The sequence below is a fragment of the Streptomyces broussonetiae genome (assembly GCF_009796285.1).
In the GTDB taxonomy this organism is placed as follows: Bacteria; Actinomycetota; Actinomycetes; order Streptomycetales; family Streptomycetaceae; genus Streptomyces; species Streptomyces broussonetiae.
In genome coordinates, this window is sequence record NZ_CP047020.1 from 5854509 (window position 1) to 5878086 (window position 23578).

The 23578-nt window shown below is 70.4% G+C and carries 22 protein-coding genes and 2 pseudogenes; 14 read left to right on the forward strand and 10 right to left on the reverse strand.

Features of this window, described 5'->3' with window-relative positions; translation table 11 throughout:
* Nucleotides 1-67: 67 nt before the first annotated feature.
* Entirely contained in the window at nt 68-376 is a 309-nt protein-coding gene (locus tag GQF42_RS27185) for a hypothetical protein (protein WP_158924114.1), read from the forward strand.
* A gap of 71 nt (nt 377-447) precedes the next feature.
* Nucleotides 448-1554, forward strand: coding sequence for an adenylate/guanylate cyclase domain-containing protein (locus GQF42_RS27190; protein ID WP_158924116.1), 1107 nt, complete (start codon nt 448-450; stop codon nt 1552-1554).
* 2 nt (nt 1555-1556) lie between these two features.
* On the opposite strand, the gene GQF42_RS27195 is transcribed toward GQF42_RS27190, so the two are convergent.
* Nucleotides 1557-2153 (reverse strand): hypothetical protein, encoded by a 597-nt coding sequence (locus GQF42_RS27195; RefSeq protein ID WP_233273477.1) that lies wholly within the window; start codon nt 2151-2153, stop codon nt 1557-1559.
* Nucleotides 2154-2350: 197 nt separating this feature from the next.
* Here GQF42_RS27195 and GQF42_RS27200 point away from each other — a divergent pair, with 197 nt between their 5' ends.
* From GQF42_RS27200 to hutH, 3 genes are all read left to right on the forward strand, one after another.
* Nucleotides 2351-3145, forward strand: coding sequence for an enoyl-CoA hydratase/isomerase family protein (locus GQF42_RS27200; RefSeq protein WP_158924118.1), 795 nt, complete (start codon nt 2351-2353; stop codon nt 3143-3145).
* Between the two features lie 67 nt (nt 3146-3212).
* The gene (locus tag GQF42_RS27205; RefSeq protein WP_158924120.1) at nt 3213-4358 is read left to right on the forward strand and encodes a GGDEF domain-containing protein; all 1146 of its coding nucleotides are present in this window, start codon (nt 3213-3215) and stop codon (nt 4356-4358) included.
* Between the two features lie 88 nt (nt 4359-4446).
* Nucleotides 4447-5985 (forward strand): histidine ammonia-lyase, encoded by a 1539-nt coding sequence (hutH, locus tag GQF42_RS27210; RefSeq protein WP_158930644.1) that lies wholly within the window; start codon nt 4447-4449, stop codon nt 5983-5985.
* 53 nt (nt 5986-6038) lie between these two features.
* On the opposite strand, the gene GQF42_RS27215 is transcribed toward hutH, so the two are convergent.
* Together GQF42_RS27215 and GQF42_RS27220 are read right to left on the reverse strand one after the other, a co-directional pair.
* On the reverse strand, nt 6039-6815 hold the full coding sequence (locus GQF42_RS27215; protein ID WP_233273478.1) for a hypothetical protein: 777 nt from the start codon (nt 6813-6815) through the stop codon (nt 6039-6041).
* 42 nt (nt 6816-6857) lie between these two features.
* Nucleotides 6858-7163, reverse strand: coding sequence for an LAETG motif-containing sortase-dependent surface protein (locus tag GQF42_RS27220; protein WP_158924122.1), 306 nt, complete (start codon nt 7161-7163; stop codon nt 6858-6860).
* Between the two features lie 109 nt (nt 7164-7272).
* On the opposite strand from GQF42_RS27220, the gene GQF42_RS27225 reads away from it, so the two are divergent.
* From GQF42_RS27225 to GQF42_RS27245, 5 genes are all read left to right on the forward strand, one after another.
* Nucleotides 7273-7608, forward strand: a complete 336-nt coding sequence (locus GQF42_RS27225; RefSeq protein ID WP_158924124.1) for a hypothetical protein — start codon at nt 7273-7275, stop codon at nt 7606-7608.
* A 258-nt stretch (nt 7609-7866) separates the two neighbouring features.
* The gene (locus GQF42_RS27230; protein WP_199272810.1) at nt 7867-9114 is read left to right on the forward strand and encodes a L,D-transpeptidase; all 1248 of its coding nucleotides are present in this window, start codon (nt 7867-7869) and stop codon (nt 9112-9114) included.
* Between the two features lie 135 nt (nt 9115-9249).
* Nucleotides 9250-10725, forward strand: a complete 1476-nt coding sequence (locus tag GQF42_RS27235; protein WP_158924126.1) for an ABC transporter permease — start codon at nt 9250-9252, stop codon at nt 10723-10725.
* A 48-nt stretch (nt 10726-10773) separates the two neighbouring features.
* Entirely contained in the window at nt 10774-11457 is a 684-nt protein-coding gene (locus tag GQF42_RS27240) for an ABC transporter ATP-binding protein (protein WP_158924128.1), read from the forward strand.
* Between the two features lie 254 nt (nt 11458-11711).
* Nucleotides 11712-15014 (forward strand): S8 family peptidase, encoded by a 3303-nt coding sequence (locus GQF42_RS27245; protein WP_199272811.1) that lies wholly within the window; start codon nt 11712-11714, stop codon nt 15012-15014.
* 65 nt (nt 15015-15079) lie between these two features.
* On the opposite strand, the gene GQF42_RS27250 is transcribed toward GQF42_RS27245, so the two are convergent.
* Nucleotides 15080-15988: a helix-turn-helix transcriptional regulator gene (locus GQF42_RS27250; RefSeq protein WP_158924130.1), complete on the reverse strand. Its 909-nt coding sequence runs from the start codon at nt 15986-15988 to the stop codon at nt 15080-15082.
* A gap of 167 nt (nt 15989-16155) precedes the next feature.
* Between GQF42_RS27250 and GQF42_RS27255 the strand changes: the two genes are divergently transcribed.
* Nucleotides 16156-17199 carry an NAD(P)-dependent alcohol dehydrogenase gene (locus GQF42_RS27255; protein WP_158924132.1) on the forward strand — a complete coding sequence of 348 codons (1044 nt, stop codon included), beginning with the start codon at nt 16156-16158 and terminating at the stop codon, nt 17197-17199.
* A 276-nt stretch (nt 17200-17475) separates the two neighbouring features.
* Here GQF42_RS27255 and GQF42_RS27260 read toward each other — a convergent pair whose 3' ends face one another.
* Nucleotides 17476-18558 (reverse strand): sulfite oxidase, encoded by a 1083-nt coding sequence (locus GQF42_RS27260; protein WP_199272812.1) that lies wholly within the window; start codon nt 18556-18558, stop codon nt 17476-17478.
* A 198-nt stretch (nt 18559-18756) separates the two neighbouring features.
* Between GQF42_RS27260 and GQF42_RS27265 the strand changes: the two genes are divergently transcribed.
* Nucleotides 18757-19305 carry a DUF4142 domain-containing protein gene (locus GQF42_RS27265; protein ID WP_158924134.1) on the forward strand — a complete coding sequence of 183 codons (549 nt, stop codon included), beginning with the start codon at nt 18757-18759 and terminating at the stop codon, nt 19303-19305.
* Nucleotides 19306-19329: 24 nt separating this feature from the next.
* On the opposite strand, the gene GQF42_RS27270 is transcribed toward GQF42_RS27265, so the two are convergent.
* Nucleotides 19330-19710 carry a hypothetical protein gene (locus GQF42_RS27270; RefSeq protein WP_233273479.1) on the reverse strand — a complete coding sequence of 127 codons (381 nt, stop codon included), beginning with the start codon at nt 19708-19710 and terminating at the stop codon, nt 19330-19332.
* 386 nt (nt 19711-20096) lie between these two features.
* Here GQF42_RS27270 and msrA point away from each other — a divergent pair, with 386 nt between their 5' ends.
* Nucleotides 20097-20609, forward strand: coding sequence for a peptide-methionine (S)-S-oxide reductase MsrA (msrA, locus tag GQF42_RS27275; RefSeq protein WP_158924136.1), 513 nt, complete (start codon nt 20097-20099; stop codon nt 20607-20609).
* Nucleotides 20610-20759: 150 nt separating this feature from the next.
* Here msrA and GQF42_RS27280 read toward each other — a convergent pair.
* Nucleotides 20760-21401 (reverse strand): annotated as a pseudogene (locus GQF42_RS27280) (DUF4291 domain-containing protein).
* Here GQF42_RS27280 and GQF42_RS27285 point away from each other — a divergent pair.
* A complete protein-coding gene (locus tag GQF42_RS27285) occupies nt 21359-21640 on the forward strand; it encodes a hypothetical protein (RefSeq protein WP_199272813.1) in 282 nt (93 codons plus the stop codon). The pseudogene GQF42_RS27280 and the gene GQF42_RS27285 overlap by 43 nt on opposite strands.
* A 62-nt stretch (nt 21641-21702) precedes the next feature.
* On the opposite strand, the gene GQF42_RS27290 is transcribed toward GQF42_RS27285, so the two are convergent.
* The 3 genes and pseudogenes from GQF42_RS27290 to GQF42_RS27300 form a co-directional block, all read right to left on the reverse strand.
* Nucleotides 21703-22068: a hypothetical protein gene (locus tag GQF42_RS27290; protein ID WP_158924138.1), complete on the reverse strand. Its 366-nt coding sequence runs from the start codon at nt 22066-22068 to the stop codon at nt 21703-21705.
* Between the two features lie 76 nt (nt 22069-22144).
* Nucleotides 22145-22291 (reverse strand): annotated as a pseudogene (locus GQF42_RS27295) (DUF4291 family protein); the annotation flags it as partial.
* A gap of 156 nt (nt 22292-22447) precedes the next feature.
* A complete protein-coding gene (locus GQF42_RS27300; RefSeq protein ID WP_158924142.1) occupies nt 22448-23551 on the reverse strand; it encodes a hypothetical protein in 1104 nt (367 codons plus the stop codon).
* Nucleotides 23552-23578 lie beyond the last annotated feature (27 nt).

The following is a 23578-nucleotide window of genomic DNA, read 5'->3' on the forward strand; positions in this document are numbered from 1 at the left end:
ACCGGCGCAAAGGGTTCGGCCGCCAGCGCTGCACAAGGACCTGGCGGCCACCGGCACACAGGACCCGGTGGCCGGCGGCACGAAGGACCTGGTCGCCATCGGGACAAAGGGCCCGGCAGCCAGCGGTCTAAGGGACTCGGCCGTCACCGGGGCACAGGACCCCGCGGTCACCGGCACGAAGGACTCGGCCGCCACCGGCACGAAGGACTCGGCCGTCACCGGCACGAAGGACTCGGCCGTCACCGGGACACAGGACTCGGCCGTCACCGGGGCACAGGACCCGGGCGCCGGCGGCACGATGGACCCGGGCGTTACCGGCGCAAAGGACGCGTGGTCGGCATCGTGCACATACCCCTGGCCAAACCCAACGGAGTGAGCTGGCGCACACCTGCCGTAGAGTTGAGGCCGGTCGATCCCTGACCGCGGCAGATCGGAAGGGCAGCAGGCGTGACCGTCGACGACACGGGCTCCGGCGAGGGCGCGGACGCCGCCGACACCGGCGAGGACCCGCTGGCCCTGCGCCTGGAGCAGCTCATCCTGGGCGCCGAGCGCCGCTACACGCCGTTCCAGGCGGCCCGCAGCGCCGGTGTCTCCATGGAGCTGGCGTCACGCTTCTGGCGGGCCATGGGCTTCGCCGACATCGGGCAGGCCAAGGCGCTCACCGAGGCCGACGTACTGGCCCTGCGCCGCCTCGCCGGTCTGGTCGAGGCGGGACTGCTCAGCGAGGCCATGGCGGTGCAGGTGGCCCGGTCGACGGGGCAGACCACCGCCCGGTTGGCCGAGTGGCAGATGGATTCCTTCCTGGAGGGCCTGACCGAGCCCCCCGAGCCGGGGATGACCCGCACCGAGGTGACGTACCCGATCGTCGAGCTGCTCCTGCCCGAGCTGGAGGAGTTCCTGGTCTACGTCTGGCGCCGTCAGCTCGCCGCCTCGGCCGGCCGGGTCGTGCAGTCGGCGGACGACGAGGAGATGGTGGACCGGCGCCTGGCGGTCGGCTTCGCCGATCTCGTCGGGTTCACCAGACTGACCCGCCGGATGGAGGAGGAGGAACTCGGCGAGCTGGTCGAGGCCTTCGAGACCACTGCCGCCGACCTGGTCGCGGCTCGTGGTGGGCGGCTCATCAAGACCCTCGGTGACGAGGTGCTGTACGCCGCCGACGACGCGGGTACGGCGGCCGACATCGCGATGCGGCTGGTCGAGACGATGGCGAACGACGAGACGATGCCCGAGCTGCGCGTCGGCATGGCGTTCGGCACGGTCACCACCCGTATGGGCGATGTGTTCGGTACGACGGTGAACCTGGCCTCCCGGCTGACCTCGATAGCACCGCGTGACTCCGTGCTCGTGGACAGCGCCTTCGCCGAGGAGCTGATCCGCACAGGCGAGGCCCCCGCCTCGGAGGCGGAGGCGGCCGAGGCCGCGGCGGCCGCAGAGAAGGAGGGCGAGGAGCCGCCGGTGTACCGCTTCGCGCTCCAGCCGATGTGGCAGCGCCCGGTCCGTGGGCTCGGCGTGGTCGAGCCGTGGCTGCTCAACCGCCGCGAGAGCCGCCCCTGACGCTACCCGCCTCCCGGCAGGTCCACGCACAGGCCGATCACCGGCACGCACAGCCTGCCCGGATCGGGATCCGGCGTCGATGCGCTGGGAGCGGGCGCCGGGGTGGTGGGCACCGGGCGCGACGTCGTCGGGTCCGGATGCGCGCCGGTCGGCGGCGACGAGGGCGCCGGGGTGATGACCGGTGCGGTGCCCGGGGCCGCGGTCCGGCCGGACGGAGCCGCCGCGGGTGCGACCGGGGCCGTACGGGCCTGCGCCGGGCCGGTGGCCGTCGCGGCGGGGCCTGTGCCGCCCATGACGGAGGTCGCCGAGGGCAGGGCGGCCGGGGAGGCGCCGACCGTGGCGGCCGTGTTCGCCGCGTGGTCCGTGGTGCCCCCGCCGACGCCGAGGCGGGGCTCGGCCTGCGCCGTGCCGGGGGCGCCGACCCCCGGGCCCGGGGCGGCGACCCGGACCAGGCTGAGCGCTCCCGCGGCCAGGGCGAGGCCGCCCGCGGCAAGCAGCACCTTGCGGGGGCGCGGTTTGCGGTGCCGCCCGCGCCCCACACCGCCGGGCCCGACGCTCTCGTCCGGCTCCGCCGGGACCTGTGCGCGTATCGGTGTCATGGCTTCCCTCCCCGCCGTGCGCCCCGGGTGCGCCGCGGCGGACGCACGCTATGCGGTCCTGTGGGCGATGTGGGGTGAGACGGCCGGGATGTCACTCGAACGGGCGTAGCCCCCCGGGGTTTCCCGGAATCGGTGCGGCTGCGATGATCGGGCCGTCAGTGAGTTAACCCGCGTTAACGCGTGAGCCGGAGGGTGTCATGAGCGAGGAGCGGTTCGGGGAGTTCGTGCTGGTGCGGCGGCACGGACACGTCGCGGAACTGGTGCTGGACCGGCCCAAGGCCATGAACGCCGTCTCCACGGAGATGGCCCGCTCCCTCGCCGCCGCGTGCACGGCACTGGCCGCCGACCGGGACGCGCGCGTGGTGGTCCTGACCTCCTCCCACGAGCGGGCCTTTTGCGTCGGGGCCGATCTGAAGGAGCGAAACTCCTTCAGTGACGCCGATCTGCGGCGGCAGCGGCCGGTGACGCGCGGGGCGTACACCGGGGTGCTGGAGCTGCCGATGCCGACCGTCGCCGCGGTGCACGGCTTTGCGCTGGGCGGTGGATTCGAGCTGGCCCTGTCCTGCGACCTGATCGTGGCCGACCGTACGGCGGTGGTGGGACTGCCGGAGGTGTCCGTGGGCGTGATCCCGGGCGGTGGCGGTACGCAGTTGCTGCCCCGGCGGGTGGGCGCGGCGCGCGCGGCCGAGCTGGTCTTCTCGGCGCGGCGGGTGGAGGCGGCGGAGGCGGCCGAACTCGGGCTGGTGGACCGGCTCGTGGACGAGGGCGAGGACCGCGAGGAGGCTCTGGCGCTGGCCACGCGGATCGCGGCGAACTCGCCGGTCGGACTGCGCGCCGCCAAACGGGCGCTGCGGCTCGGTCACGGGCTCGATCTGCGGGCCGGCCTCGAGGTCGAGGACGCGGCGTGGCGCACGGTGGCCTTCTCGGGCGACCGGGCGGAGGGCGTGGCGGCCTTCAACGAGAAGCGCAGGCCGCAGTGGCCGGGCGAGTAGCCCGGTTCAGCCACCTGTTCGCCGTACCGATGTCTCGATTGCCCAAAATTCTCCCTAGCCTGGAGTAATGGCTGAGGACAAGCGGCTCGCCGCCGTGGTGGCGCTGGCCCAGGGGATGGCGGCGGCACGCACTCCGCGGGAGTCCTGGCAGGCCGCCGCGCTCGGTGCCTGCCGGGCGCTGGACGGCAGCTTCGCCGCACTGTCGGTGTGGGAGCGGGAGCTGGGGCGGCTGCGGGTCCTGGTGAACGTGGGGGACCGGCGCCCGGACGAGGAGGAGTTCCCCGAGGCCGAGACGTATCCGGTGTACCAGTTCCCGGAGATCACCGAGTTCCTGCACGAACGGTGGGCCGGCGGGGGCGGGCCCAACGCCTGGGTGGAGACCGCCGAGGGCGCCGCCACCGGTACCCCCGGCTACTTCCACCACCGCGTCGCCGCCCTGCGCCGCCGGGGCCGCGGCTGCTGTGTCGTCGTCCCGGTCGTGCTGCACGGCAGGGCCTGGGGCGAGGTGTACGTCGCGCGGGCCACCGGCGCCCCCGTGTTCGGCCGGGCCGACGCCGACTTCGCCACCGTCCTGGCGGCCGTCGTCGCCGCCGGGCTCGCGCAGACCGAACGGTTGGAGGAGGCCCGCCGGCTCGCGTACACCGACGCGCTCACCGGGCTCGCCAACCGCCGTGCCGTGGACGTCGGCCTGGAGGAGGCCGTCGAGCGGCACCGCACCGAGAGCGTGGTCGTCAGCCTCGTCGTCTGCGATCTCAACGGGCTCAAGCGGGTCAACGACACCCTCGGGCACGCCGTCGGCGACCGCCTGCTGGAACGCTTCGGCTCGGTGCTGTCGCTGTGCGGGGCGATGGTGCCGGGCGCCCTGGCCGCACGGCTCGGCGGGGACGAGTTCTGCCTGCTGGCGGTGGGCCCGTCCGCCGACGACGTCGTCGAGGCCGCCGACGAGCTGTGCCGCAGGGCAGGGGGGTTGGAGCTGGGGGAGGGCGTGGCGTGCGGGGTCGCCTCGACCGAGGATCCGATCGGTCCGGTGCTCGACGCCCGGCGGCTGTTCCGGCTCGCCGACGCCGCCCAGTACCGGGCCAAGGCCCTGCGCGCGCAGCGGCCGGTGGTGGCGGGCCGGGAGGGGCCTCAGGACCCGGTCGTACAACTGGCGGACGAGCCGCCGCACCCGGCTCCTGCCGAGCGGCGCCGGTTCCGCGGGCGCAGGCCGTGAGGCGAAGCCCACACCGGCCGGTAAGGGTCACTCCCGTTTCCCACTAGTGACATCCCTGCATTCAATGCGTACGCTCCTGAATATGGATATGCATACTGTGGTGGTGGGGACGTCCGGTGTCACGGCGTCCGACGTTCTCGCCGTGGCGCGCGGCGGTGCCCGTATCGAGCTGTCGGCACAGGCGGTGGCGGCCCTGGCCGCGGCCCGGGAGATCGTGGAAGCGCTGGCCGCGAAGCCGGACCCGGTCTACGGCGTCTCCACCGGCTTCGGAGCCCTGGCGACCCGGCACATCAGCCCCGAACTGCGCGCCCAGCTACAGCGCAACATCGTCCGCTCGCACGCCGCCGGCCTCGGGCCGAGGGTCGAGCGGGAAGTCGTCCGGGCCCTGATGTTCCTGCGGCTCAAGACCGTCTGCTCCGGGCACACCGGCGTTCGCCCCGAGGTCGCGCAGACCATGGCCGACGTGCTGAACGCCGGGATCACCCCGGTCGTGCACGAGTACGGCTCCCTCGGCTGCTCCGGCGACCTCGCGCCCCTGTCCCACTGCGCCCTCACCCTCATGGGAGAGGGCGACGCCGAGGGCCCCGACGGGGTCGTACGGCCGGCCGGCGAGCTGCTCGCCGAGCACGGGATCGAGCCCGTCGAGCTGCGCGAGAAGGAGGGCCTGGCCCTGCTCAACGGCACCGACGGCATGCTCGGCATGCTGATCATGGCCCTCGCCGACCTCGACACCCTCTACAAGTCCGCCGACATCACCGCCGCTCTCAGCCTGGAGGCGCTGCTCGGCACGGACAAGGTGCTCGCCCCCGAACTGCACGCCATCCGGCCGCACCCGGGCCAGGGCGCCTCCGCCGCCAACATGCTCGCCGTCCTCAAGGGCTCCCAGCTCACCGGGCACCACCAGGACGACGCCCCGCGCGTCCAGGACGCCTACTCCGTGCGCTGCGCCGCGCAGGTCGCGGGCGCCGGCCGCGACACCGTCACGCACGCCCGCCTGGTCGCCGAGCGCGAGCTGGCCTCCGCCGTCGACAACCCGGTCGTGCTGCCCGACGGCCGCGTGGAGTCCAACGGCAACTTCCACGGCGCGCCCGTCGCCTACGTCCTGGACTTCCTCGCCATCGCCGCCGCCGACCTCGGTTCCATAGCCGAGCGCCGCACCGACCGGCTGCTGGACAAGAACCGCAGCCACGGCCTGCCGCCGTTCCTCGCCGACGACGCGGGGGTCGACTCCGGCCTGATGATCGCCCAGTACACGCAGGCCGCCCTGGTCAGCGAGATGAAGCGGCTCGCCGTACCGGCCTCCGCGGACTCCATCCCGTCCTCCGCCATGCAGGAGGACCACGTCTCCATGGGCTGGTCGGCCGCGCGCAAGCTGCGCACCGCCGTCGACAACCTGACCCGGATCGTCGCGATCGAGCTGTACGCGGCCACCCGCGCCGTGGAACTGCGTGAGGGCCTGACCCCCGCACCCGCCTCCCGGGCCGTCATCGAGGCCGCGCGCGCCGCCGGTGTGCAGGGTCCGGGCCCGGACCGGTTCCTCGCGCCCGACCTGGCCGCCGCCGACGCCTTCGTGCGCGGCGGACACCTGGTCGCCGTGACGGAGTCGGTCACCGGCCCGCTGCAGTAACCGTCGTACCAGGAGACAGGGGCCCCTGCCGTGTGCGGGGCCCTGTTCCCGCATCACTTCAGCTTGGCCTGCTGGGCCTTGACGACCTCCGGTGAGACCACGTACGCCTTCTTGTCCATCATCGCGCCCAGGTTCGTCGTGAAGTAGACCGCCAGGGAGTTCCCGGTGCGTACGACCGCGGCGTGGACGGGAGCCGGGTCCCCGTCGCCGGTGTCCATGGTCGCGCTGAACGCCACCGAACCGCCCCCGGTGGTCACGGCCCGCTCCTCGGCGACCTTGGTGAACCTCACCTTCGTGCCCGCCTGCGCGGCGGGGAACCCGCTCGCGCAGGCGGGCACGGCGGTGCGGAGCGACGCGAGTGCCTTCCCGGCGCCGTCCCCGTCGTAGGAGGCCAGGGTGATCGTGGTGACGTCCCGGTCCAGGGACTTGTGGATCGCTTCCTCGAACTTCCCGTCGGCCAGGTCGTCCAGGGAAGTCGCCTTGTCCGACGGGCTCTTGGGCCGGTTCTCCGTGGCCAGGCGGTCGGTCTGCGCCGCCGCCCCGGCCGGCGGGAGCCCGCTCATCACGCGGGCCAGCGGCAGGCACCGTGTGCTGTCGGTCGTGATCGGCTTGGCGCGGGTGGCCGGCACCGCCGCCACCTTGTAGCCGGGCACCTCGCCGTCGGCGACGATCAGCTTCTTCAACTCCGCGGCGCTCGGCGCCTTCGCGGCCGTACCGGAATCCTTCGACCCCTCGTCCGATCCCCCGCCGGAACAGCCCGTGACAAGGGCGAACGACAGCGCACCCACAGTTGCTGCGGCGCACAGGCGCACACCCGATGATCTCTTCATGCGCGCACTATCTGTGCACGTTCAAGGACTCGTCAAGGGAAATTAAAAGCCGAGACGTTCGCGGCGCACCGAATACACCACGAATCCGGCGCCCACGGCGAGGAAGAGCGAGCCGCCGACGACGTACGGCGTGGTGTCGGGGCTTCCGGTGTCGGCGAGTTCGGTGCTGTCCTCGGCAGCCGCCGCCGACACCGCCCTCGCCTGCTGTGTCAGACGCGTCGCGGAGGTCTCCGCGTCGGCCTTGGCCGGGGAGTCCTGCGACGCGTTCGCGGACGGGACGAACCAGAGCGCGCAGAGCAGAGTGCCCGCGGCGGTGGCGGTCAGCAGCGGACGGCGAGCGGATGACACGGAATATCGATCCCCTTGTGACGCTGGCGAATTGGCCGTGTGGGGCGATGTTAGTGAAAGTCGCGGGTCACAGGAAAGTCACGGGAGGTTTCGGCCGTACGCTCGCGCCATGAGTGTTGAAGAGACATCACGTTTTGTACGGCTTCGCGTGGAGCTGGTCCTCGAGGTCCAGGACGAGGGCGGGCTGAGCAAGGCCGCGCTGCGCCGGCTCGCCCAGGATCCGGAACTGCCGGAAGAGGAGCGGGCCCAGGCCGAGGCCGCTGTGACCCAAGACACCGCGGAGGCCCTCGCGTATCTCGTCGACCCGTTCGACCTGGTCAGCGAGGTGCCCGGAGTGGAGCTGCAGCAGGCCTCCTGGTCCAGCGAGCGGGTCGACTATGACCCCGACTCGCCCGACTGGGACCTCGACGAGGAAGATGAGGAGGACGACGCCGACGACGAGTGAGCGGACGGCATGGGCTGAGCGTCCCGGGGCAGAAGTGACCCCGGACGGCAACCGCCGTCCGGGGTTTCGTCGTCTCAGTGAGCGCACGGTTCGGTGAGCGCACGGCCCGTCTCTCGCACCACCCGCAGTGCCGCGGACGTGGTGTGCCCCACAGATCCAGTGGATGCGGAACGGGACGGCGGGGCCGTAGCGTTGAAGGTTCTGGTCTTACGGGGATTCTCGGGGATTCGCGACTCGGCAACGATGGAGAAGCTTGTGATGACGGACAGCAAGCGGCGCAGGGGCCTGATGGCCGCGTCCGCCCTGCTCGGCAGTGTGCTGATGCTCTCGGCGTGTTCCGGCGGTGGCAAGGCCTCCACCGGCGGCAACGGCGACAGCTCGCAGGCGAAGGCCGACGCGGCCGCTGCGAAGAAGTCGTCGGAGGCGCAGATCACGATCACGCCCAAGGACGGCTCCAACAACGCCTCCATCAACAACTCCGCCGCCGTCACGGTCAGCAAGGGCACGCTCACCGGCGTCACGATGACCACCGAGGACGGCAAGGCCGTCGCCGGTCAGCTTGCCGCCGACAAGCACAGCTGGAAGCCCACCGTCCAGCTGGACCGCTCCACCACGTACAAGGTCGCCGCCGAGGCCACGGACTCCCAGGGGCGCGTGGCGCACGAGAACGCGTCCTTCACCACCGTCTCGCCGGCCAACAGCTTCATAGGCAGCTTCACCCCGGACAGCGGTTCGACCGTGGGTGTCGGCATGCCCGTGTCGATCAACTTCGACAAGGCGATCACCAACAAGGCGGCCGTGCAGAAGGGCATCACGGTCTCCTCCAGCAGCGGCCAGGAGGTCGTCGGCCACTGGTTCGGCGCCAACCGCCTGGACTTCCGGCCCGAGCAGTACTGGAAGGAGGGCTCCACCGTCACCCTCAAGCTGGCACTCGACGGCGTCGAGGGCGCCGGCGGCGTCTACGGCGTCCAGCAGAAGACGGTCACCTTCCACATCGGCCGCAACCAGGTCTCCTACGTCGACGCGAAGACCAAGCAGATGAAGGTCACGGAGGACGGCAAGGTCATCAAGACCATCCCGATCTCCGCCGGTGCCCCCGAGCACACCACGTACGAGGGCCAGATGGTGATATCGGAGAAGTTCACCCAGACCCGGATGAACGGCGCGACGGTCGGCTTCACCGACTCCGACGGCAAGGGCGAGTACGACATCAAGGACGTCCCCCACGCCATGCGCCTGACCAGCTCCGGCACGTTCATCCACGGCAACTACTGGGGTGCCCCGTCCGTCTTCGGCTCCGTCAACACCAGCCACGGCTGTGTCGGCCTGCAGGACGTGAAGGGCGCGGGCGACAAGGGCACGCCGGCGGCGTGGTTCTACGACCACTCGCTGGTCGGTGACGTCGTGGTCGTCCAGAACACGGGCGACAAGACGGTCTCCCCGGACAACGGCCTCAACGGCTGGAACATGAACTGGGCGCAGTGGAAGGCCGGTTCGGCCGTCTGACCCCCGGCTCTCCACAGTTTCCTGATGCCGCCCCCCAGGGGCGGCATCGGTGTTTCCGGGGCCGGACACGGCCTTCTCATGGTTCTTTTATGCCGGCCTTAGGGTGCCGTCACGGTCTGTCCCTAGCTTGCGGCCATGTTCTTCACCTACCTGAGGCGCGAACTGCGCCGCCGCAGAAAGGCGGCTCTCGTCGTCGCCTCCGGACTTGCGCTGGGCATCGCGCTGGTCATCGTGGTCAACTCCGTGTCGAACGGCATGGGCAAGGCCCAGGACAAGGTCCTGCAGTCGCTGTACGGCCTCGGCACGGACATGACCGTCACCAAGGCGGCGAACGCCCAGACCGGCGACGCGCAGCGTCCGCGCTTCCAGTTCGGCGCCAAGGACAACGGCGACAACTCGACGCAGAGCAGCGACCGCGTCATGGTGCAGGGCTTCACCACCCTGGGCTCCTCCACCGTCACCCAGGTCGGCAACCAGAAGGGCGTCTCGTCCGCCGTGGGCGGGCTGAGCCTCAGGGTGCTCAAGGTCAGCGGCCAGTTCACGCGCGGCCAGTTCCAGCAAGGCGGGGGCGGCGGGGGATTCCGGCGCGGCGGCGAGAGCGGCCGGCCGCAGGGTGAGGTCAAGGGCGGCGGCGCCAACTTCGACATCAACCAGTACTCGGTCTTCGGCACCGACGTGACCAAGCCGGCGCTCGGCCCGCTGACCTCCTCGAAGATCACCAGCGGCCGTGCCTTCAAGTCGACCGAGACGGACGCGAAGGTCGCCGTCGCCGACGCGTCGTACGCCAAGGAGAAGAGCCTCAAGGTCGGCTCCACGGTCACCATCAAGGACGTGAAGTACTCGGTCATCGGCATCGCGACGGCCGACAGCGGCGACTCCGCGGCCAATCTGTACATCCCGCTCGAGCAGGCACAGAGCCTGAGCGGCAACGCGAACAAGGTCACCACGATCTACGTCAAGGCGACCGACTCCCAGCAGATCGACACCGTCAAGAGCGCCATCCAGAAGAACGTCTCGGGTACGACGGTCACCACCTCCGCCGACCTGGCGAAGACGGTCTCGGGCTCGCTGTCCACCGCCTCCTCGCTCGCCACCAACGTCGGCAAGTGGCTGTCCATCGCGGTCCTGGTGGCCGCGTTCCTGGTGGCCGGCCTGCTGACCTCCTCCGCGGTCTCCCGTCGCGTCCGCGAGTTCGGCACGCTCAAGGCGCTGGGCTGGAAGTCGGGCCGGGTGACCCGGCAGGTGGTCGGCGAGGCCGTCGTCAACGGCCTGGTGGGCGGAGCCCTCGGCATCGCCCTCGGCCTGGTCGGCGCCTACGTCGTCACGGCCATCAGCCCCACCCTCCAGGCGCAGCTCGGCGGTGGCGGCGGCACCGGTGGCGGTGGCTTCGGCGGTTCCGGCGGCGGTGGCTTCGGCGGTGGTGGCGGCTTCGGCGGCCCGGGCCGCCAGGCGGCGAAGACCCTTCAGGTGGCCCTCACGGCCCCGGTCAGCGCGACGACGATCGTCCTCGCGGTGGGCCTCGCGGTGGCGGGCGGCCTGATCGCGGGAGCGTTCGGCGGCTGGCGGGCGAGCCGCCTGCGACCGGCCGACGCGCTGAGGCGGGTGGAGTGACGGACGCCCGACCCGAGCGCACACCTCGACCCTCATCCAGGAGCCACCATGTACGAACTGAAAAACGTGACCAAGCGCTACACGAGAGGCAAGGACACCGTCCACGCCCTCGACGGCGTGGACCTGATCATCGGCGACGGGGACAGGCTCGTCATCCAGGGCCCGACCGGCGGCGGCAAGTCCACGCTGCTGCAGATGCTCGGCGGCCTGGACCGGCCCAGCTCCGGCGAAGTGATCCTGGACGGCACCGACCTGGCCAAGCTCAGCGAGGCCAGGCTGACAGGAGTCCGCAGCGAGAACATCGGCTTCGTCTTCCAGTCGTTCAACCTCATCCCCACCCTCACCGCCCAGGAGAACGTGGAGACGGCACTCGTCCCCCTCGGTATCAAGGCCAAGGAGCGCCGTGAACTGGCCGCCGAGGCCCTGCACTCGGTCGGTCTCGGTGAACGCCTGGGGCATCTGCCCGGCGAAATGTCCGGAGGCCAGCAGCAGCGCGTCGCCATCGCCCGCGCCCTGGTGAAGAAGCCCAAGGTGCTGCTCGCCGACGAGCCGACCGGCAACCTCGACGAGGGCATGCGGGACGAGATCATGGACGTACTCGAACGCCTGTGGAAGGAGCACGGGTTGACCTTCGTCATGGTCACCCACGACTCCGCGATCGCGAAGAAGGCCCCGCGGCTGGCCACCATCCGCAAGGGAAAGATCACGGTAAGGGAGAACGCCGGCGCCTGACGGTGCGTCTGAGGCGGGACAACACCCCTTTTCCATAGGGCACTTCGCGATTGTGTAACGGTGTCCCGCCCGCCGCGTAACAGTTTCCCGACCTTCCTCTTACCGTCCTTTCATCTGTTGAGACGGCTGATCGCCCCCGGCATACTGCGTGATCCGGGGGGTGACGTGCATACGTGCGAGACCACTCCCCCCGGCCGGACGAACGGGGAATTCGCCCGGTACTCCGTCTCCAGGGGGAGAACTTGCGCAGACAAGTGAAAACTGCTGCTGCGGCGGGTGCGGCAACGGCCGCAGCCGTCGCCCTCGCCGCGGGCATGACCAGCCCGGCATCGGCGAGGCCCACGGAGCGCACCTCGTCCGGCGCCTCGGTGCTCGGCGCCAAGACCCGTGTCACCCTCATCACCGGTGATCGTGTCGCCCTCGACGCCAAGGGCCGGATCGTCGGAGTGGAGCGGGCCAAGGGCCGCGAGCACATACCCTTCCAGGTCCGCAGGACCGAGGGGCACACGCTGGTCGTCCCCGCCGACGCGGCCCCCCTGGTGGCCTCCGGCACCCTGGACCAGCGGCTGTTCGACATCACCGAGCTGAACAAGGCGGCCACCCGCAAGGACCAGAAGAACGGTCTGAAGGTCATCGTCGGCTACCGCGGCACCGCCGCGACCGCCCGGGCCGACGTGCGGGACGCGGGCCGCCTGCGCCACAGCCTCGCGGCGCTCAACGCCGACGCCGTACAGGCCCCGGTGCAGGACACCGCCGCGCTGTGGCACGCCGTCACCGACGGCGGCAGGTCCGCCTCCGGCATCGCGCACGTCTGGCTCGACGGCGTCCGCAAGGCCTCCCTCGACAAGTCCGTGCCGCAGATCGGCGCGCCGGTCGCGTGGAAGGCCGGCTACACCGGCAAGGGCGTGAAGGTCGCCGTCCTCGACACCGGCGTGGACACCCGCCACCCGGACCTCAAGGACCAGGTGATCGAGTCCAGGAACTTCTCCGGCGCCAAGGACGCCACCGACCACTTCGGGCACGGCACGCACGTCGCCTCCATCGTGGCGGGCACCGGCGCCAAGTCCGGCGGGAAGTACACCGGTGTCGCGCCGGGCGCCAAGATCCTCAACGGCAAGGTCCTGGACGACTCCGGCTCCGGCGACGACTCCGGCATCCTCGCCGGCATGGAGTGGGCCGCCGCACAGGGCGCCTCCGTCGTCAACCTCAGCCTGGGCGGCACCGACAGCCCCGGCATCGACCCGCTGGAGGCCGAGGTCGACAAGCTGTCCGCCGAGAAGGGCATCCTGTTCGCGATCGCCGCGGGCAACGACGGCCCCGACTCGATCGGCTCGCCGGGCAGCGCGGACGCCGCGCTCACCGTCGGCGCCGTCGACAAGAAGGACAGGCTCGCCGACTTCTCCTCCACCGGCCCGCGCGTCGGCGACGGCGCCATCAAGCCGGACGTCACCGCGCCCGGCGTGGACATCACCGCCGCCGCGGCCAAGGGCAGCGTCATCGACCAGGAGGTCGGCGAGAAGCCCGAGGGCTACCTGACCCTCTCCGGCACCTCGATGGCCACGCCGCATGTCGCCGGCGCCGCCGCGATCCTCAAGCAGGAGCACCCGGACTGGGGCTACGCCGAGCTGAAGGGCGCGCTGACCGGCTCCGCCAGGGGCGGCGCCTACACGCCGTTCCAGCAGGGGTCGGGCCGTATCGCGGTGGACAGGGCCATCACCCAGTCCGTGATCGCCGACCCGGTCTCGCTGAGCTTCGGTGTCCAGCAGTGGCCGCACACCGACGACAAACCGGTCACCAGGAAGGTCACGTACCGCAACCTGGGTGACAAGGCCGCCACGCTCACCCTGAGCAGCACCGGCCTCGACCCCAGGGGCAAGGCGGCCCCGGCCGGCTTCTTCAAGCTGGGTGCCACCAAGGTGACCGTCCCGGCGCACGGCACGGCCTCCGTCGGCCTCACCGTCGACACCAGGCTGGGCGGCACCCTCGACGGCGCCTACTCCGCGTACGTGACCGCGACCGGCGCCGGCCAGAGCGTCCGCACGGCCGCCGCGGTGACGCGCGAAGTGGAGTCGTACGACGTCACGCTGAAGTTCATCGGGCGCGACGGCAAGCCGGCTCCGTTCTACAACGCCGACCTCAACGGTGTCGCCGGCCTCGCGAGCGGCAAGGACTTCAACCCGTACGACAGGTCCGGCACGGTGAAGGTGCGCGCGCCCAAGGGCACGTACATCCTCAACTCCTCCCTCTACGCGGACCCGGCCGACGCCACCAAGGGCGTCGACTGGATCGCCCAGCCCAAGTTGACCGTCGCCAGGAAGCAGACGATCACGATCGACGCGCGCAGGACCAGGCCGGTCGGCATCAGCGTCCCGGCCACGGGTGTGAAGTCCGCGTTCGCCGCCCCGGAGTACGACGTCATCGTCGGCAAGGGCCAGTACGGCTACGGCTGGTTCCTGGACTCGTACAAGAACTTCCGCACCCTCCACCTGGGCCCGCAGCTGCCCCCCGGATCGCTGTACCAGCAGTGGGACGGCCACTGGACCAAGGGCGCGAGCGAGGAGTACGACGTCACCGCCGGCGGTCCGGTCAAGCAGCTCGCCACCGGTTACACCAAGCACTTCACGGCGAGTGAGCTGGCCACGGTCAAGGCACGGCTCGGTGCCTCGGCGAGCGGCAGGACCGGCTCGGTCAACGCGGTCGGATGGCTGCCCGGCAGCAGCGGTGCCTCCTCCATCGGCATCCCGCAGAAGCTGCCCGGCACCCGGACCCTGCACCTGTCCGCCACGGGCGGGGTGAACTGGCAGCTGGAGTTCGCCCAGGACGGCGGCACCGACCGGGACGGCTTCCCGATCACCGAGGCGTCGTACACGCTCGGCGAGTTCACCTTCAAGGCCGGCCGCACCTACACCAAGACGGTCAACACCGCGGTCTTCGGCCCGCACGTCGGAGGCGGCTTCGGCCTGTTCCGCAACGGCAACGAGATCTACGGTTCGCTGCCGCTGGTCGCCGACTCCGGCAGGCACACCGGGTCCTCGGCGTTCTCCTCGGTGAGCACGACCCTGTACCGGGGCGGCACCAAGGTCGCCGTCAACGACGACCCGCTGTTCGGCGAGAAGACCTTCAAGGTCCCGGCCGGTGACGCCGCCTACAAGCTGACCACCTCGGTCAGGCGCTCGGCCGAGGTCGCCCGGGCCTCCTCCCGGATCGACGCGACCTGGACCTTCCACTCCAAGAAGCCCTCGGGCGACTTCGCCGAGCTGCCGGCCTCCGTTCTGCACTACGGCATCGACACCGGTCTGGACAGCCGCGTCGCGGCCGGCAAGGCGGTCACCTTCCCGGTCACCGTCGAGGGCTCGGCCGCGGGCAGGAACCTCGAGTCCCTGGCCGTCTACGTCTCCTACGACGGCAAGACCTTCAAGAAGGTCGACGTCCGCGGCGGCAGGATCACGGTGAAGAACCCCGCGAAGGGCAGGTCCGTCACCCTCCGCGCCCAGATCACCGACAAGCAGGGCAACACGTCGCAGATCACGATCTGGGACGCGTACTTCGGCAAGTGAGCCGTGGCGCTCTGTGCACCACCGAGGGGCGCACCGGGGAACGACTCCCGGTGTGCCCCTCGTCGTCACGGGAGGGACGAGGCCGTGCGCGTCGCGTCCGTGCCCCAGCTGGCCAGCAGGCGCAGGGAGTCGGCGGACGCGGAGTCCGGCTCGGCGTGATACGTGATCAGGGACTGGTCCGAGTCGTCCGCCAGGCGGAAGGACTCGTAGTGCAGGGACAGATCGCCGACCAGCGGATGGTGCAGACGCTTGACGCCGTGACTCTTCTCCTTGACGTCATGCGTGGCCCACAGCCGCCGGAACTCCTCGCTCTTGACCGACAGCTCGCCCACCAGCGCCGACAGCCGCGGGTCGTCGGGGTAGCAGCCGGCGTCCATGCGCAGCGCGCAGACGATGTCGATCGCCTTCTGCTCCCAGTCGACGAAGAGATCACGGTAGTCCGGCCGCAGGAACACCATCCGCGCCCAGTTCCGCTCGGCAGGCGCCAGCTCCGCCCAGTCGCCGAAGAGCGCCGCCGCCATCCGGTTCCACGCCAGGATCTCCGAGCGCCGCCCCACGACGTACGCCGGTACGCCCGCCATCGTGTCGAGCAGCTGCCGCAGCGCCGGGCGGACCTGCTGCTGGCGCGCCGCCGGCTTCTTCTTGTGCGACTTGGGCTTCGCCAGGTGGGTGAGGTGGGCATGCTCGGCGTCCGTCAGCCGCAGGGCACGGGCGATCGCGTCCAGGACCTCCGCCGAGACGTTCCGGCCGTTGCCCTGCTCCAGGCGTGTGTAGTACGCCACGGACACCCCGGCCAGCTGCGCCAGCTCCTCGCGGCGCAGCCCCGGTACCCGCCGGTGCCGTCCGAAGGCGGGCAGCCCCACGTCCTCCGGCTTCAGCCGGGCCCGCCGGCTGCGCAGGAACTCGCTCAGCTCGGCCCGCCGGTCCAGCGAGTGCCCGGCGGCGGCTTCCGGCCGTTCGTCCCTGCGTTCCATACGTCCAGTATTCCTGGTCGTACGCAGAGCATCCTGACCCCGCCAGTAGTAGGCACAGCAGTCGTACGCAAGGCCGTGACCTGGGTGAACCGTGGCAGATGCGGCAGGCTGGAAGCGTGCCGGCGGAAGACAGCCGGACACGCTGAACCCTCTAGGAGAACCCCGGCATGACCACTGTTGCTGCGTACGCCGCCCCCGCTGCGAAGGCTCCGCTGGAGCGGACGACCATCGAGCGGCGCGCGGTCGGCGAGTTCGACGTCCTGATCGACATCAAGTTCGCCGGTATCTGCCACTCCGACATCCACCAGGCCCGCGACGGCTGGCGGCCCGGCACCTTCCCGATGGTGCCCGGCCACGAGATCGCGGGCGTCGTCTCCGAGGTCGGCCCCGGCGTGACGAAGTACGCCGTCGGCGACCGGGTGGGGGTCGGCTGCATGGTCGACTCCTGCCGCGAGTGCGACAACTGCAAGGCGGGCCTGGAGCAGTACTGCTCGGGCGGCGGCCCGGTTTGGACGTACAACGGCACCGGCAAGGACGGGCAGCCCACCTACGGCGGCTACTCCCAGAAGATCGTCGTCGACCAGGACTACGTCGTCCGCATCCCGGACGGCCTGTCCCTGGACGTGGCCGCCCCGCTGCTCTGCGCCGGCATCACCACCTACTCCCCGCTCCGCCACTGGAACGCCGGCCCCGGCAAGAAGGTCGCCGTCGTCGGCCTCGGCGGCCTCGGCCACGTCGGCGTGAAGCTCGCGCACGCGCTCGGCGCCGAGGTCACGGTGCTCTCCCAGTCGCTGCGCAAGAAGGACGACGGCCTGAAGCTGGGCGCCGACCACTACTACGCCACCAGCGACCCCAAGACCTTCGAGGAGCTGGCGGGCACGTTCGACCTGATCCTGAACACGGTCTCGGCCCCGCTGGACTTCGCGCCCTACTTCTCCCTGCTGCGCACCGACGGCAGCATGGTCAACGTGGGCCTGCCGGAGGAGCCGGTGCAGATCGTCCTGCAGACCCTGTTCGGCAACCGCCGCAGCGTGAGCAGCTCCGGCATCGGCGGCATCGCCGAGACCCAGGAGATGCTGGACTTCTGCGCCGAGCACGGTGTCGGCGCCGAGATCGAGCTGATCAGCGCCGAGGAGATCAACGACGCGTACGAGCGGGTGCTCTCCAGCGACGTCCGCTACCGCTTCGTGATCGACACGGCCACGATCTGAGCCATGACCGGGCAGGCAGCTCCTGCGAGGAGCCCCTGCCCGGCCGGTGGTATTCGGTCCGGCCATGGCGGCTTGACCGCGGTTCGTGGCGGGGTGGCCGGTCGTCGTGGGCGCTTGGTCCGCCGTGGTGGTGCGGCTGCGGTGGCCCAGTAGCCACAGCAGGTACGGTCCGCCGACCAGCGCGGTGAGGGAACCCACCGGGATCTCCAGCGGCGACAGCAGCGTGCGCGGGGACGCACCGGCTCCGAGAGCGCTGGAGCGGGGGCCGGGGGCCGGTCAGGCGCTGCAGGAGATGTGCAGGTGAGCAGCGGCGTTGTTGGCGTATCCCCGGGGGTTCCAGACGGTCGCCGGAGATTCGGTCTGCACCGCCGCGGTGGAGTCCCAGGCCCGTGCGACCAGCTCGCCCTCGCCGGGGGGCAGGGTGAGCGTGGCGCGCCAGTGCTGCCAGGTCCAGGGATTCGCCGGTGGGTCGAGATCGGCGTGGATCCAGGTGCTGCCGCGGTCTGCGGAGACGTCCACGCGGGCCACGGTTCGGTCGTCCCCGGCGAAGGCGAACCCGCTGACCTCGGTCGGTCCGGCAGTCAGGCGGGCACCCCTGCAGGGCCGCAGGAAGGCGCAGTGAATGGCGATCGGGCCGAGGGTGATGCCGTCGCCCGGTCCCGCCGTCCTGGGATCGACTTCGGGGGGCAGGAGGCTGTACTCGGTCTGGAAGTAGTTGTCGGTCGGCTCGGCCAGTGCGCTGATGCGCTGGAGCCATTTGACGCTGCGGGCACCGATCCACCCCGGGACGATCACGCGCAGGGGAGCGCCGTGCGCGGGAGGCAGCGCCTGGCCGTTCATGGACCAGGCCAGGAGCACCTCGCTCGAGGTGGCCTTGGCCAACGGTACGGAGCCGCCGAAGAGTTGGGGCGGGTCGGCCTGCTGTGACTCGTCGGCGCCCTCGAAGGCGATGTGCGCCGCTTCCGGCCGGATCCCGGCCTCGGCCAGCACGTCTGCCAGCCCTGCCCCGCTCCAGCTCGCCGTGGAGATGGCTCCTGGCCCCCAGGCGACCTGGCCGGGTATGTCGCGGACCTCGATGAGATCGGCCCGGCGGTTGCCTGCACACTGCAGCGTCGCCACCACCGTCCGCTCGCGGAAGCGGCGCAGGTCGTCCATCGACAACTCCAGCGGACGACCGACCAGACCGTCCACGCGCAGCCGCCAACTTCCGGAGTCGATGCGGGGGATCGGCGCGTGGTTGCGGCCGTAGAACGCCTCCAGGGAGGTGATCCGGTCCACGAGGGCATCGGGAGGCGTTTCGGCGTTGTAGGGCTCGTCCTGGTGCACGAGCATGTCGTCGCGTTTGTTCCAGCTACCCATGAAGTCCATGTTCGTCGTCTCGGCCGGACCCGACCTCCCGAACGCTCACGCCGGCGACCAGGAGGCACGGAGCCGAGCCGACCGGCCACCGGAAGCCGACACGCGCGCCGGAGTCCTCGGTTGCCGAGCAATTCAACCGGGTGAATCATGGCATAGGGGTTCTTGTCGGGGCTTGCACGTGCGACCTGCGGAGGACTCATGTACACGACTCGATCCCGTGCCCGTTCCGCCGCCGTCTGCGCCGCCACCCTGTGCGTCCTGGGTGCCACGTCGCTCCCGGCCCTCGCCGCGTCGTCGTTCTCGACATCGGCGGTCTCCACCCTGGACAGGCAGCTCCTGACCGCGGCCCACCAGGGCAACCTGTGGGAGATCGCGGCCAGTCAGCAGGCTCAGAGCGCCGCGACCACCGCCTGCGTCAAGCAGGTCGCCGTCACCTTCATCCGCGACCACCGCGCCCTGGATGCCGGTGTCGTCAAGACCGCAGCAGAACTCGGTGTGACACTGCCGTCCGGACAAACGGGCGCGCAGCTGCAGCAGACCGCCGCCCTCAAGTCCCTCGCCGGGAAGCCCGCTTACGATGCCGCGTGGCTCAAGGCCCAGTACCCCGCCCACGTGCAGACCCTCGCGCTCATCGACAAGGTGATCGCCTCGGGCACCAACCCGAGCGTGAAGTCCCTGGCCAAGAGTGCGCGCCCGGTGGTCGCACGCCACACCCAGATGGTCAACGACGGTGTGTGCCACGCATAGCGGCAACTGAGCTGTGCCTGTGCGTCACCGCTGGCGCTGCGGACGCCATTCGAGGAGCAGGATCGTCGCGTCGTCCCGAAGCTGGTTGCCGTGGTGGTCAAGGACGGCGATCAGGCCGTCGTCGGCCTCGGCCACCCGCGAGGAGACCGTTCGGTACGCCCAGCCCGCCGACGAGTCGCCCACCGGCAGCGGATCCATGGCCTCATCGAGTGGGACGAGCAGCCGCTGCTGCAAGTCGACGAGGTAGATCAGCGCGGATCCCAGGACAAGGGCCGAGGCGCAGCGGTTCACCAGGTCGGGCAGTGCGAACGGCAGGGCGGTCCGGGCCTCGATGATCAGCTCCTCCAGCCGGTTCTCGTCGATGGCGACATCGGGACCGAAGGACGCGTGTGGTGGGTCCGACACGGGGATCACCCCTTCCGCGCCCAGTCTCACACCGATCCCGTCCTGTCTCGCGTCGGCCCGTGGCGAGGCGAAAGCGCCTGGCCAGGGCAGTCGGCGGAGCCGGGCCGGGCACATCTCGGGTACCGGCTGCGTGATCGACCGACCCGGTAGCGGGATCACCGCGGAGGAATTCGTCGTCGACCACGGAGTAGAAGTGGGGAGATCCTCCGCACGGGGGTCCGGCCTACTGCCGGCAACCCTGATGCGGCCCGTGAACGCAGCGGGGGTCGGGCGGGCACGGAATCGCCTGGAACCCTCCTGCGTTGAGGACACTGGGTAGGGGATGCCGGTGGAGTGCGAGCCGAGCAGCCCGAGTGGCCGAGCTAACAGATATTGGAGGGGCCGTAATGGCTGCGCAGACGCAGAGGGCCGTGCTGGCAGGTGGATGCTTCTGGGGGATGGAGGAGCTGATCCGCCGGCTTCCGGGCGTGACGGCGACCCGGGTCGGATACACGGGGGGTGACGTGCCCAACGCTACGTACCGTAACCACGGCACGCACGCGGAGGCCATCGAGATCCTTTTCGACCCTGCGAAGACCGACTATCGAGCGATCCTGGAGTTCTTCTTCCAGATCCACGACCCGAGCACCAAGAACCGCCAGGGCAACGACATCGGCCTCAGCTACCGCTCGGCGATCTACTACGTGGACGACGAGCAGAAGCGGATCGCCGAGGACACGATCGCGGATGTGGACGCCTCCGGACTGTGGCCCGGCAAGGTCGTCACCGAGGTGGAGCCGGTCGGTCCCTTCTGGGAGGCCGAGCCCGAGCACCAGGACTACCTGCAGCGTTACCCGGACGGTTACACCTGCCACTTCCCGCGTCCGGGATGGCGGCTGCCCACCCGCGCGGAGGGCTGACCGCGAGGGGGTCCGGCAGAAGGTGGAGGCCGGTCGGCCGGGGGCCTGCCGACGGGCTCCACGTCTTCGGGCGGGAGACGCCGGTACCGGCGAGCCCGTGCTGCCAGATGACCCAGGGGGCCGGAGCAGGCTGCCGGGTGGAGCACCCCGTCATCCGCGCAGGTGGGCAAGAAGCTCGTCCGCAACGGGATAGGGGCGTTCTCGGGGCAGCAGCCGGGCGGCGGAGTCCGGATCACCCCTGTTGACCAGGGCATGGATCCTGTGGGCGAGTGGGGTCACGTCGCGGATGGCGACTGTCCACTCGTCCGCAGAGCGTCGTGCGGCCTCACCGCAGAGGCCGAGTTGCAGAGAGCGGTACGGCAGGGGCCGCAGGCGCAGGTCCCGCTCGGGGTCCCACTGCACGCGAGTGGGCGCGCTTCACCTCACGCTGCCACGTTGTCCGGTCGGGGTGGACCCCGCGCCGTAGCTCGACAGGCAGGCCTGCCGCAGCGCCCACTCGGAGCCGTCACGGTTGATCTCGACGGCCAGGACGGACTCCTGCCCCTCCTTGGCGCCCCAGCCGCACCGGTACATCATCCACAGGAACGAGGGCTTGATCCACGTCAAGCCGTGCTCACAGACCTTTGCCGGAGGGAGCGGCAGCGATCTGATTTCTCTGCAGACTCCCGAGTGGGTGTCCTGGCCGGCAGGATGGTCAACATGGAGATCATTCCAGGACAAGGTGTGGCCCTCGTCAGGATCGGGGAGTCGTGGAGATCGGCTACAGCGGCGAAGGCGGCGATGCCGAAGCACACTACGACGGGGTTCAACTGACCCATCGCTTTCTGGATGATGTCGTCGCGGACCTCCACGCCCTGGGGCACTCAAGCACACCCTCAGACATCGGCCACGACTTCCACGCCGGCTTCTCCGTGTGGTCCATGCATTCGTTGTGGGCGCGCGACCTCGACCCGGAGGCCGGCGAGGACGACGAACGCGCGGTCTCCGAAGGAGTCTCGGTCGCGCCGTACGCCTACTTCACTGAAGGATGAGGCCGGGAAGCAGCGGGCCTGCCCGGAGGGCGAACGCCGTCCGGTGCCACCCCTCTCTCAGCTCAGCCGGTGTGCCGGTCCGTGGAGAGTAGCCACTGCCAGCGTTGACGTTCCGTGACGAGGGTGGCGGTCACCAGGAGAGACACGAGGACTGCCGCATAGATGGGCCACGCCAACCATGCGGCGATCGCGGCAGCAGCGAGCTGAAGCAGCACGAGCAGGATCGTGACCGTACCCGGAACAGGGATGATCACCTGCGCCTTGTCTCCCGGAGTGGAGAAGACGGTCGGGAGGCCAATCAGCACCACCACCGCCAAGACGGCAAGCAGCCACGAGTACTTGGACAAGGCCCAGGGACTGGCCACCCAGGCGACGAGTTCCGCAGCGAAGCGCAGAACGGATGCGATGCGGTCGTCCGGTCTCTCCAAGTTCGCCCCCACAAGCTGTGTCGACCACCAGCGGAGGATCTTACGACTACGGATGGGGCTGTGAACGCGCCTTGGTGATCCACGTCATCCTGTCCCGCTTCCACACGGAGGGGAAACGGCCGTCACGGACAGTGAGTAGCCCTGTCTCCGGGGAGTACGCCTGGTAGACGGTGACCGTGGATTCCGTGTGGGCGGCGCGGATCCGGCGTTGTGGTTCTGCCATGGCGTACAGCGTGGGCGTGGCCGGTCCAGGCGGCCACTGGTTATCGGCTGCTGTCCACCAGGTCCTGTCGTCGAACTCCCGCCCTCCGCGCGGAGGGCGGGAGTTCGACGACAGGACCTGGAGCTTGCCCCCGTCCCGGCGGGTCCGTCGGGCCTCTTACAGGCGACGCAGGACCTGTGCCTCCACCCGCTCGACAAGCGTGCGGCCGTACGTGTGCACGAGGGAGAGGTGGAAGAGGGACGGTGCCAACGGCGCCCAGCGGTGGATGCGGTTGGTCCGCAGCATGTACTTGACCACCGTTGCCGGCCGGAAGGGAACGTAGTCGATGGTGTGGTGCTCCCAGCGATCGGCGACACCCCGGCTCATGCGCGCTTGAAGGCCCGCGCTCGAGAGGTCCTTCAGCCTGGCGTGGAAGTGACCGCTCCAGTGGCGCTTGTCCACGTCCAGGACGAAGGCCAGGAGATCGAGGGAGTATTCATGGGGCTCCAGGGACAGTTCCTCCCGCATCCCGCGGCGGGCCACCGCGTGCAGGTCCGGTGCGCTCCTGCCCGAAGAGTCGATGTGCCTCGAAAGGCCCTCGTTCACAGAGGAGTTCCAGACACCCGGTGCCATGCGTACCCGGTTGCTGCGCTGGCTCACGACGAGCATGTCGTCCGCGGTGACCACGGCGACGTTGACGGCGAAGCTGCACTGGAGGAAGGACGGAGCCGTCAGCGGGTCATCGGGATCGAGATAGCGGGTGCGGGGCGTGGTGCCGTCGGAGAGCCTGCGGTCCAGCTGCTGAGCGGCGAGAAAGGTGTAATAGTCGGTGGGGCGCAGCCTCAGGTGGATCTCGGGCGTCTCGTCAAGCGGGGTACGGGAGATGTCGAAGGACTCGACGGCGTAGCGAGGGCCGTTCCACAGCGGCGTGCGCCCCTGCGTCCTCAGCCGCTTGCCCTCTTCGACGATTTCGTCCCGCCAGTCGGCCATGTCCGGTGGCAGCACCGCCTCATCGTCGAGCACCTGGATGTTGATGGCTTCCGGAGGCACTGGAGACGTTCCGTCGCCTTCGACGATCAACGCGGAGGTCCGCAGGGGCCCGAGTGAGAACGTCTGCCATGCGGGCCCCGATTCCTCCTGCCGCCGCATGGTGCGGATCGCGGTCGTGGAGCGCTTGCGCAGCTGGTACCAGGCGTCCTGTAACGGCTGTTGGAACAGCACCGCGCAGACCATGCCGAGCACGGCGCCCACCACTCCGTTGGCTACATCGATTCCGTCCATGCCAAAGACAGTAGGAATCCTGCTGCT

What these genes read in the sequence shown, in the direction of transcription:
- GQF42_RS27195 (WP_233273477.1), bottom strand. Translation starts at nt 2,153, where the DNA reads ATGACACCGATACGCGCACAGGTCCCGGCGGAGCCGGACGAGAGCGTC.
- GQF42_RS27200 (WP_158924118.1), top strand. Translation starts at nt 2,351, where the DNA reads ATGAGCGAGGAGCGGTTCGGGGAGTTCGTGCTGGTGCGGCGGCACGGA.
- GQF42_RS27205 (WP_158924120.1), top strand. Translation starts at nt 3,213, where the DNA reads ATGGCTGAGGACAAGCGGCTCGCCGCCGTGGTGGCGCTGGCCCAGGGG.
- hutH (WP_158930644.1), top strand. Translation starts at nt 4,447, where the DNA reads ATGCATACTGTGGTGGTGGGGACGTCCGGTGTCACGGCGTCCGACGTT.
- GQF42_RS27215 (WP_233273478.1), bottom strand. Translation starts at nt 6,815, where the DNA reads ATGAAGAGATCATCGGGTGTGCGCCTGTGCGCCGCAGCAACTGTGGGT.
- GQF42_RS27225 (WP_158924124.1), top strand. Translation starts at nt 7,273, where the DNA reads ATGAGTGTTGAAGAGACATCACGTTTTGTACGGCTTCGCGTGGAGCTG.
- GQF42_RS27230 (WP_199272810.1), top strand. Translation starts at nt 7,867, where the DNA reads ATGACGGACAGCAAGCGGCGCAGGGGCCTGATGGCCGCGTCCGCCCTG.
- GQF42_RS27235 (WP_158924126.1), top strand. Translation starts at nt 9,250, where the DNA reads ATGTTCTTCACCTACCTGAGGCGCGAACTGCGCCGCCGCAGAAAGGCG.
- GQF42_RS27240 (WP_158924128.1), top strand. Translation starts at nt 10,774, where the DNA reads ATGTACGAACTGAAAAACGTGACCAAGCGCTACACGAGAGGCAAGGAC.
- GQF42_RS27250 (WP_158924130.1), bottom strand. Translation starts at nt 15,988, where the DNA reads ATGGAACGCAGGGACGAACGGCCGGAAGCCGCCGCCGGGCACTCGCTG.
- GQF42_RS27255 (WP_158924132.1), top strand. Translation starts at nt 16,156, where the DNA reads ATGACCACTGTTGCTGCGTACGCCGCCCCCGCTGCGAAGGCTCCGCTG.
- GQF42_RS27260 (WP_199272812.1), bottom strand. Translation starts at nt 18,558, where the DNA reads ATGGGTAGCTGGAACAAACGCGACGACATGCTCGTGCACCAGGACGAG.
- GQF42_RS27265 (WP_158924134.1), top strand. Translation starts at nt 18,757, where the DNA reads ATGTACACGACTCGATCCCGTGCCCGTTCCGCCGCCGTCTGCGCCGCC.
- msrA (WP_158924136.1), top strand. Translation starts at nt 20,097, where the DNA reads ATGGCTGCGCAGACGCAGAGGGCCGTGCTGGCAGGTGGATGCTTCTGG.
- GQF42_RS27300 (WP_158924142.1), bottom strand. Translation starts at nt 23,551, where the DNA reads ATGGACGGAATCGATGTAGCCAACGGAGTGGTGGGCGCCGTGCTCGGC.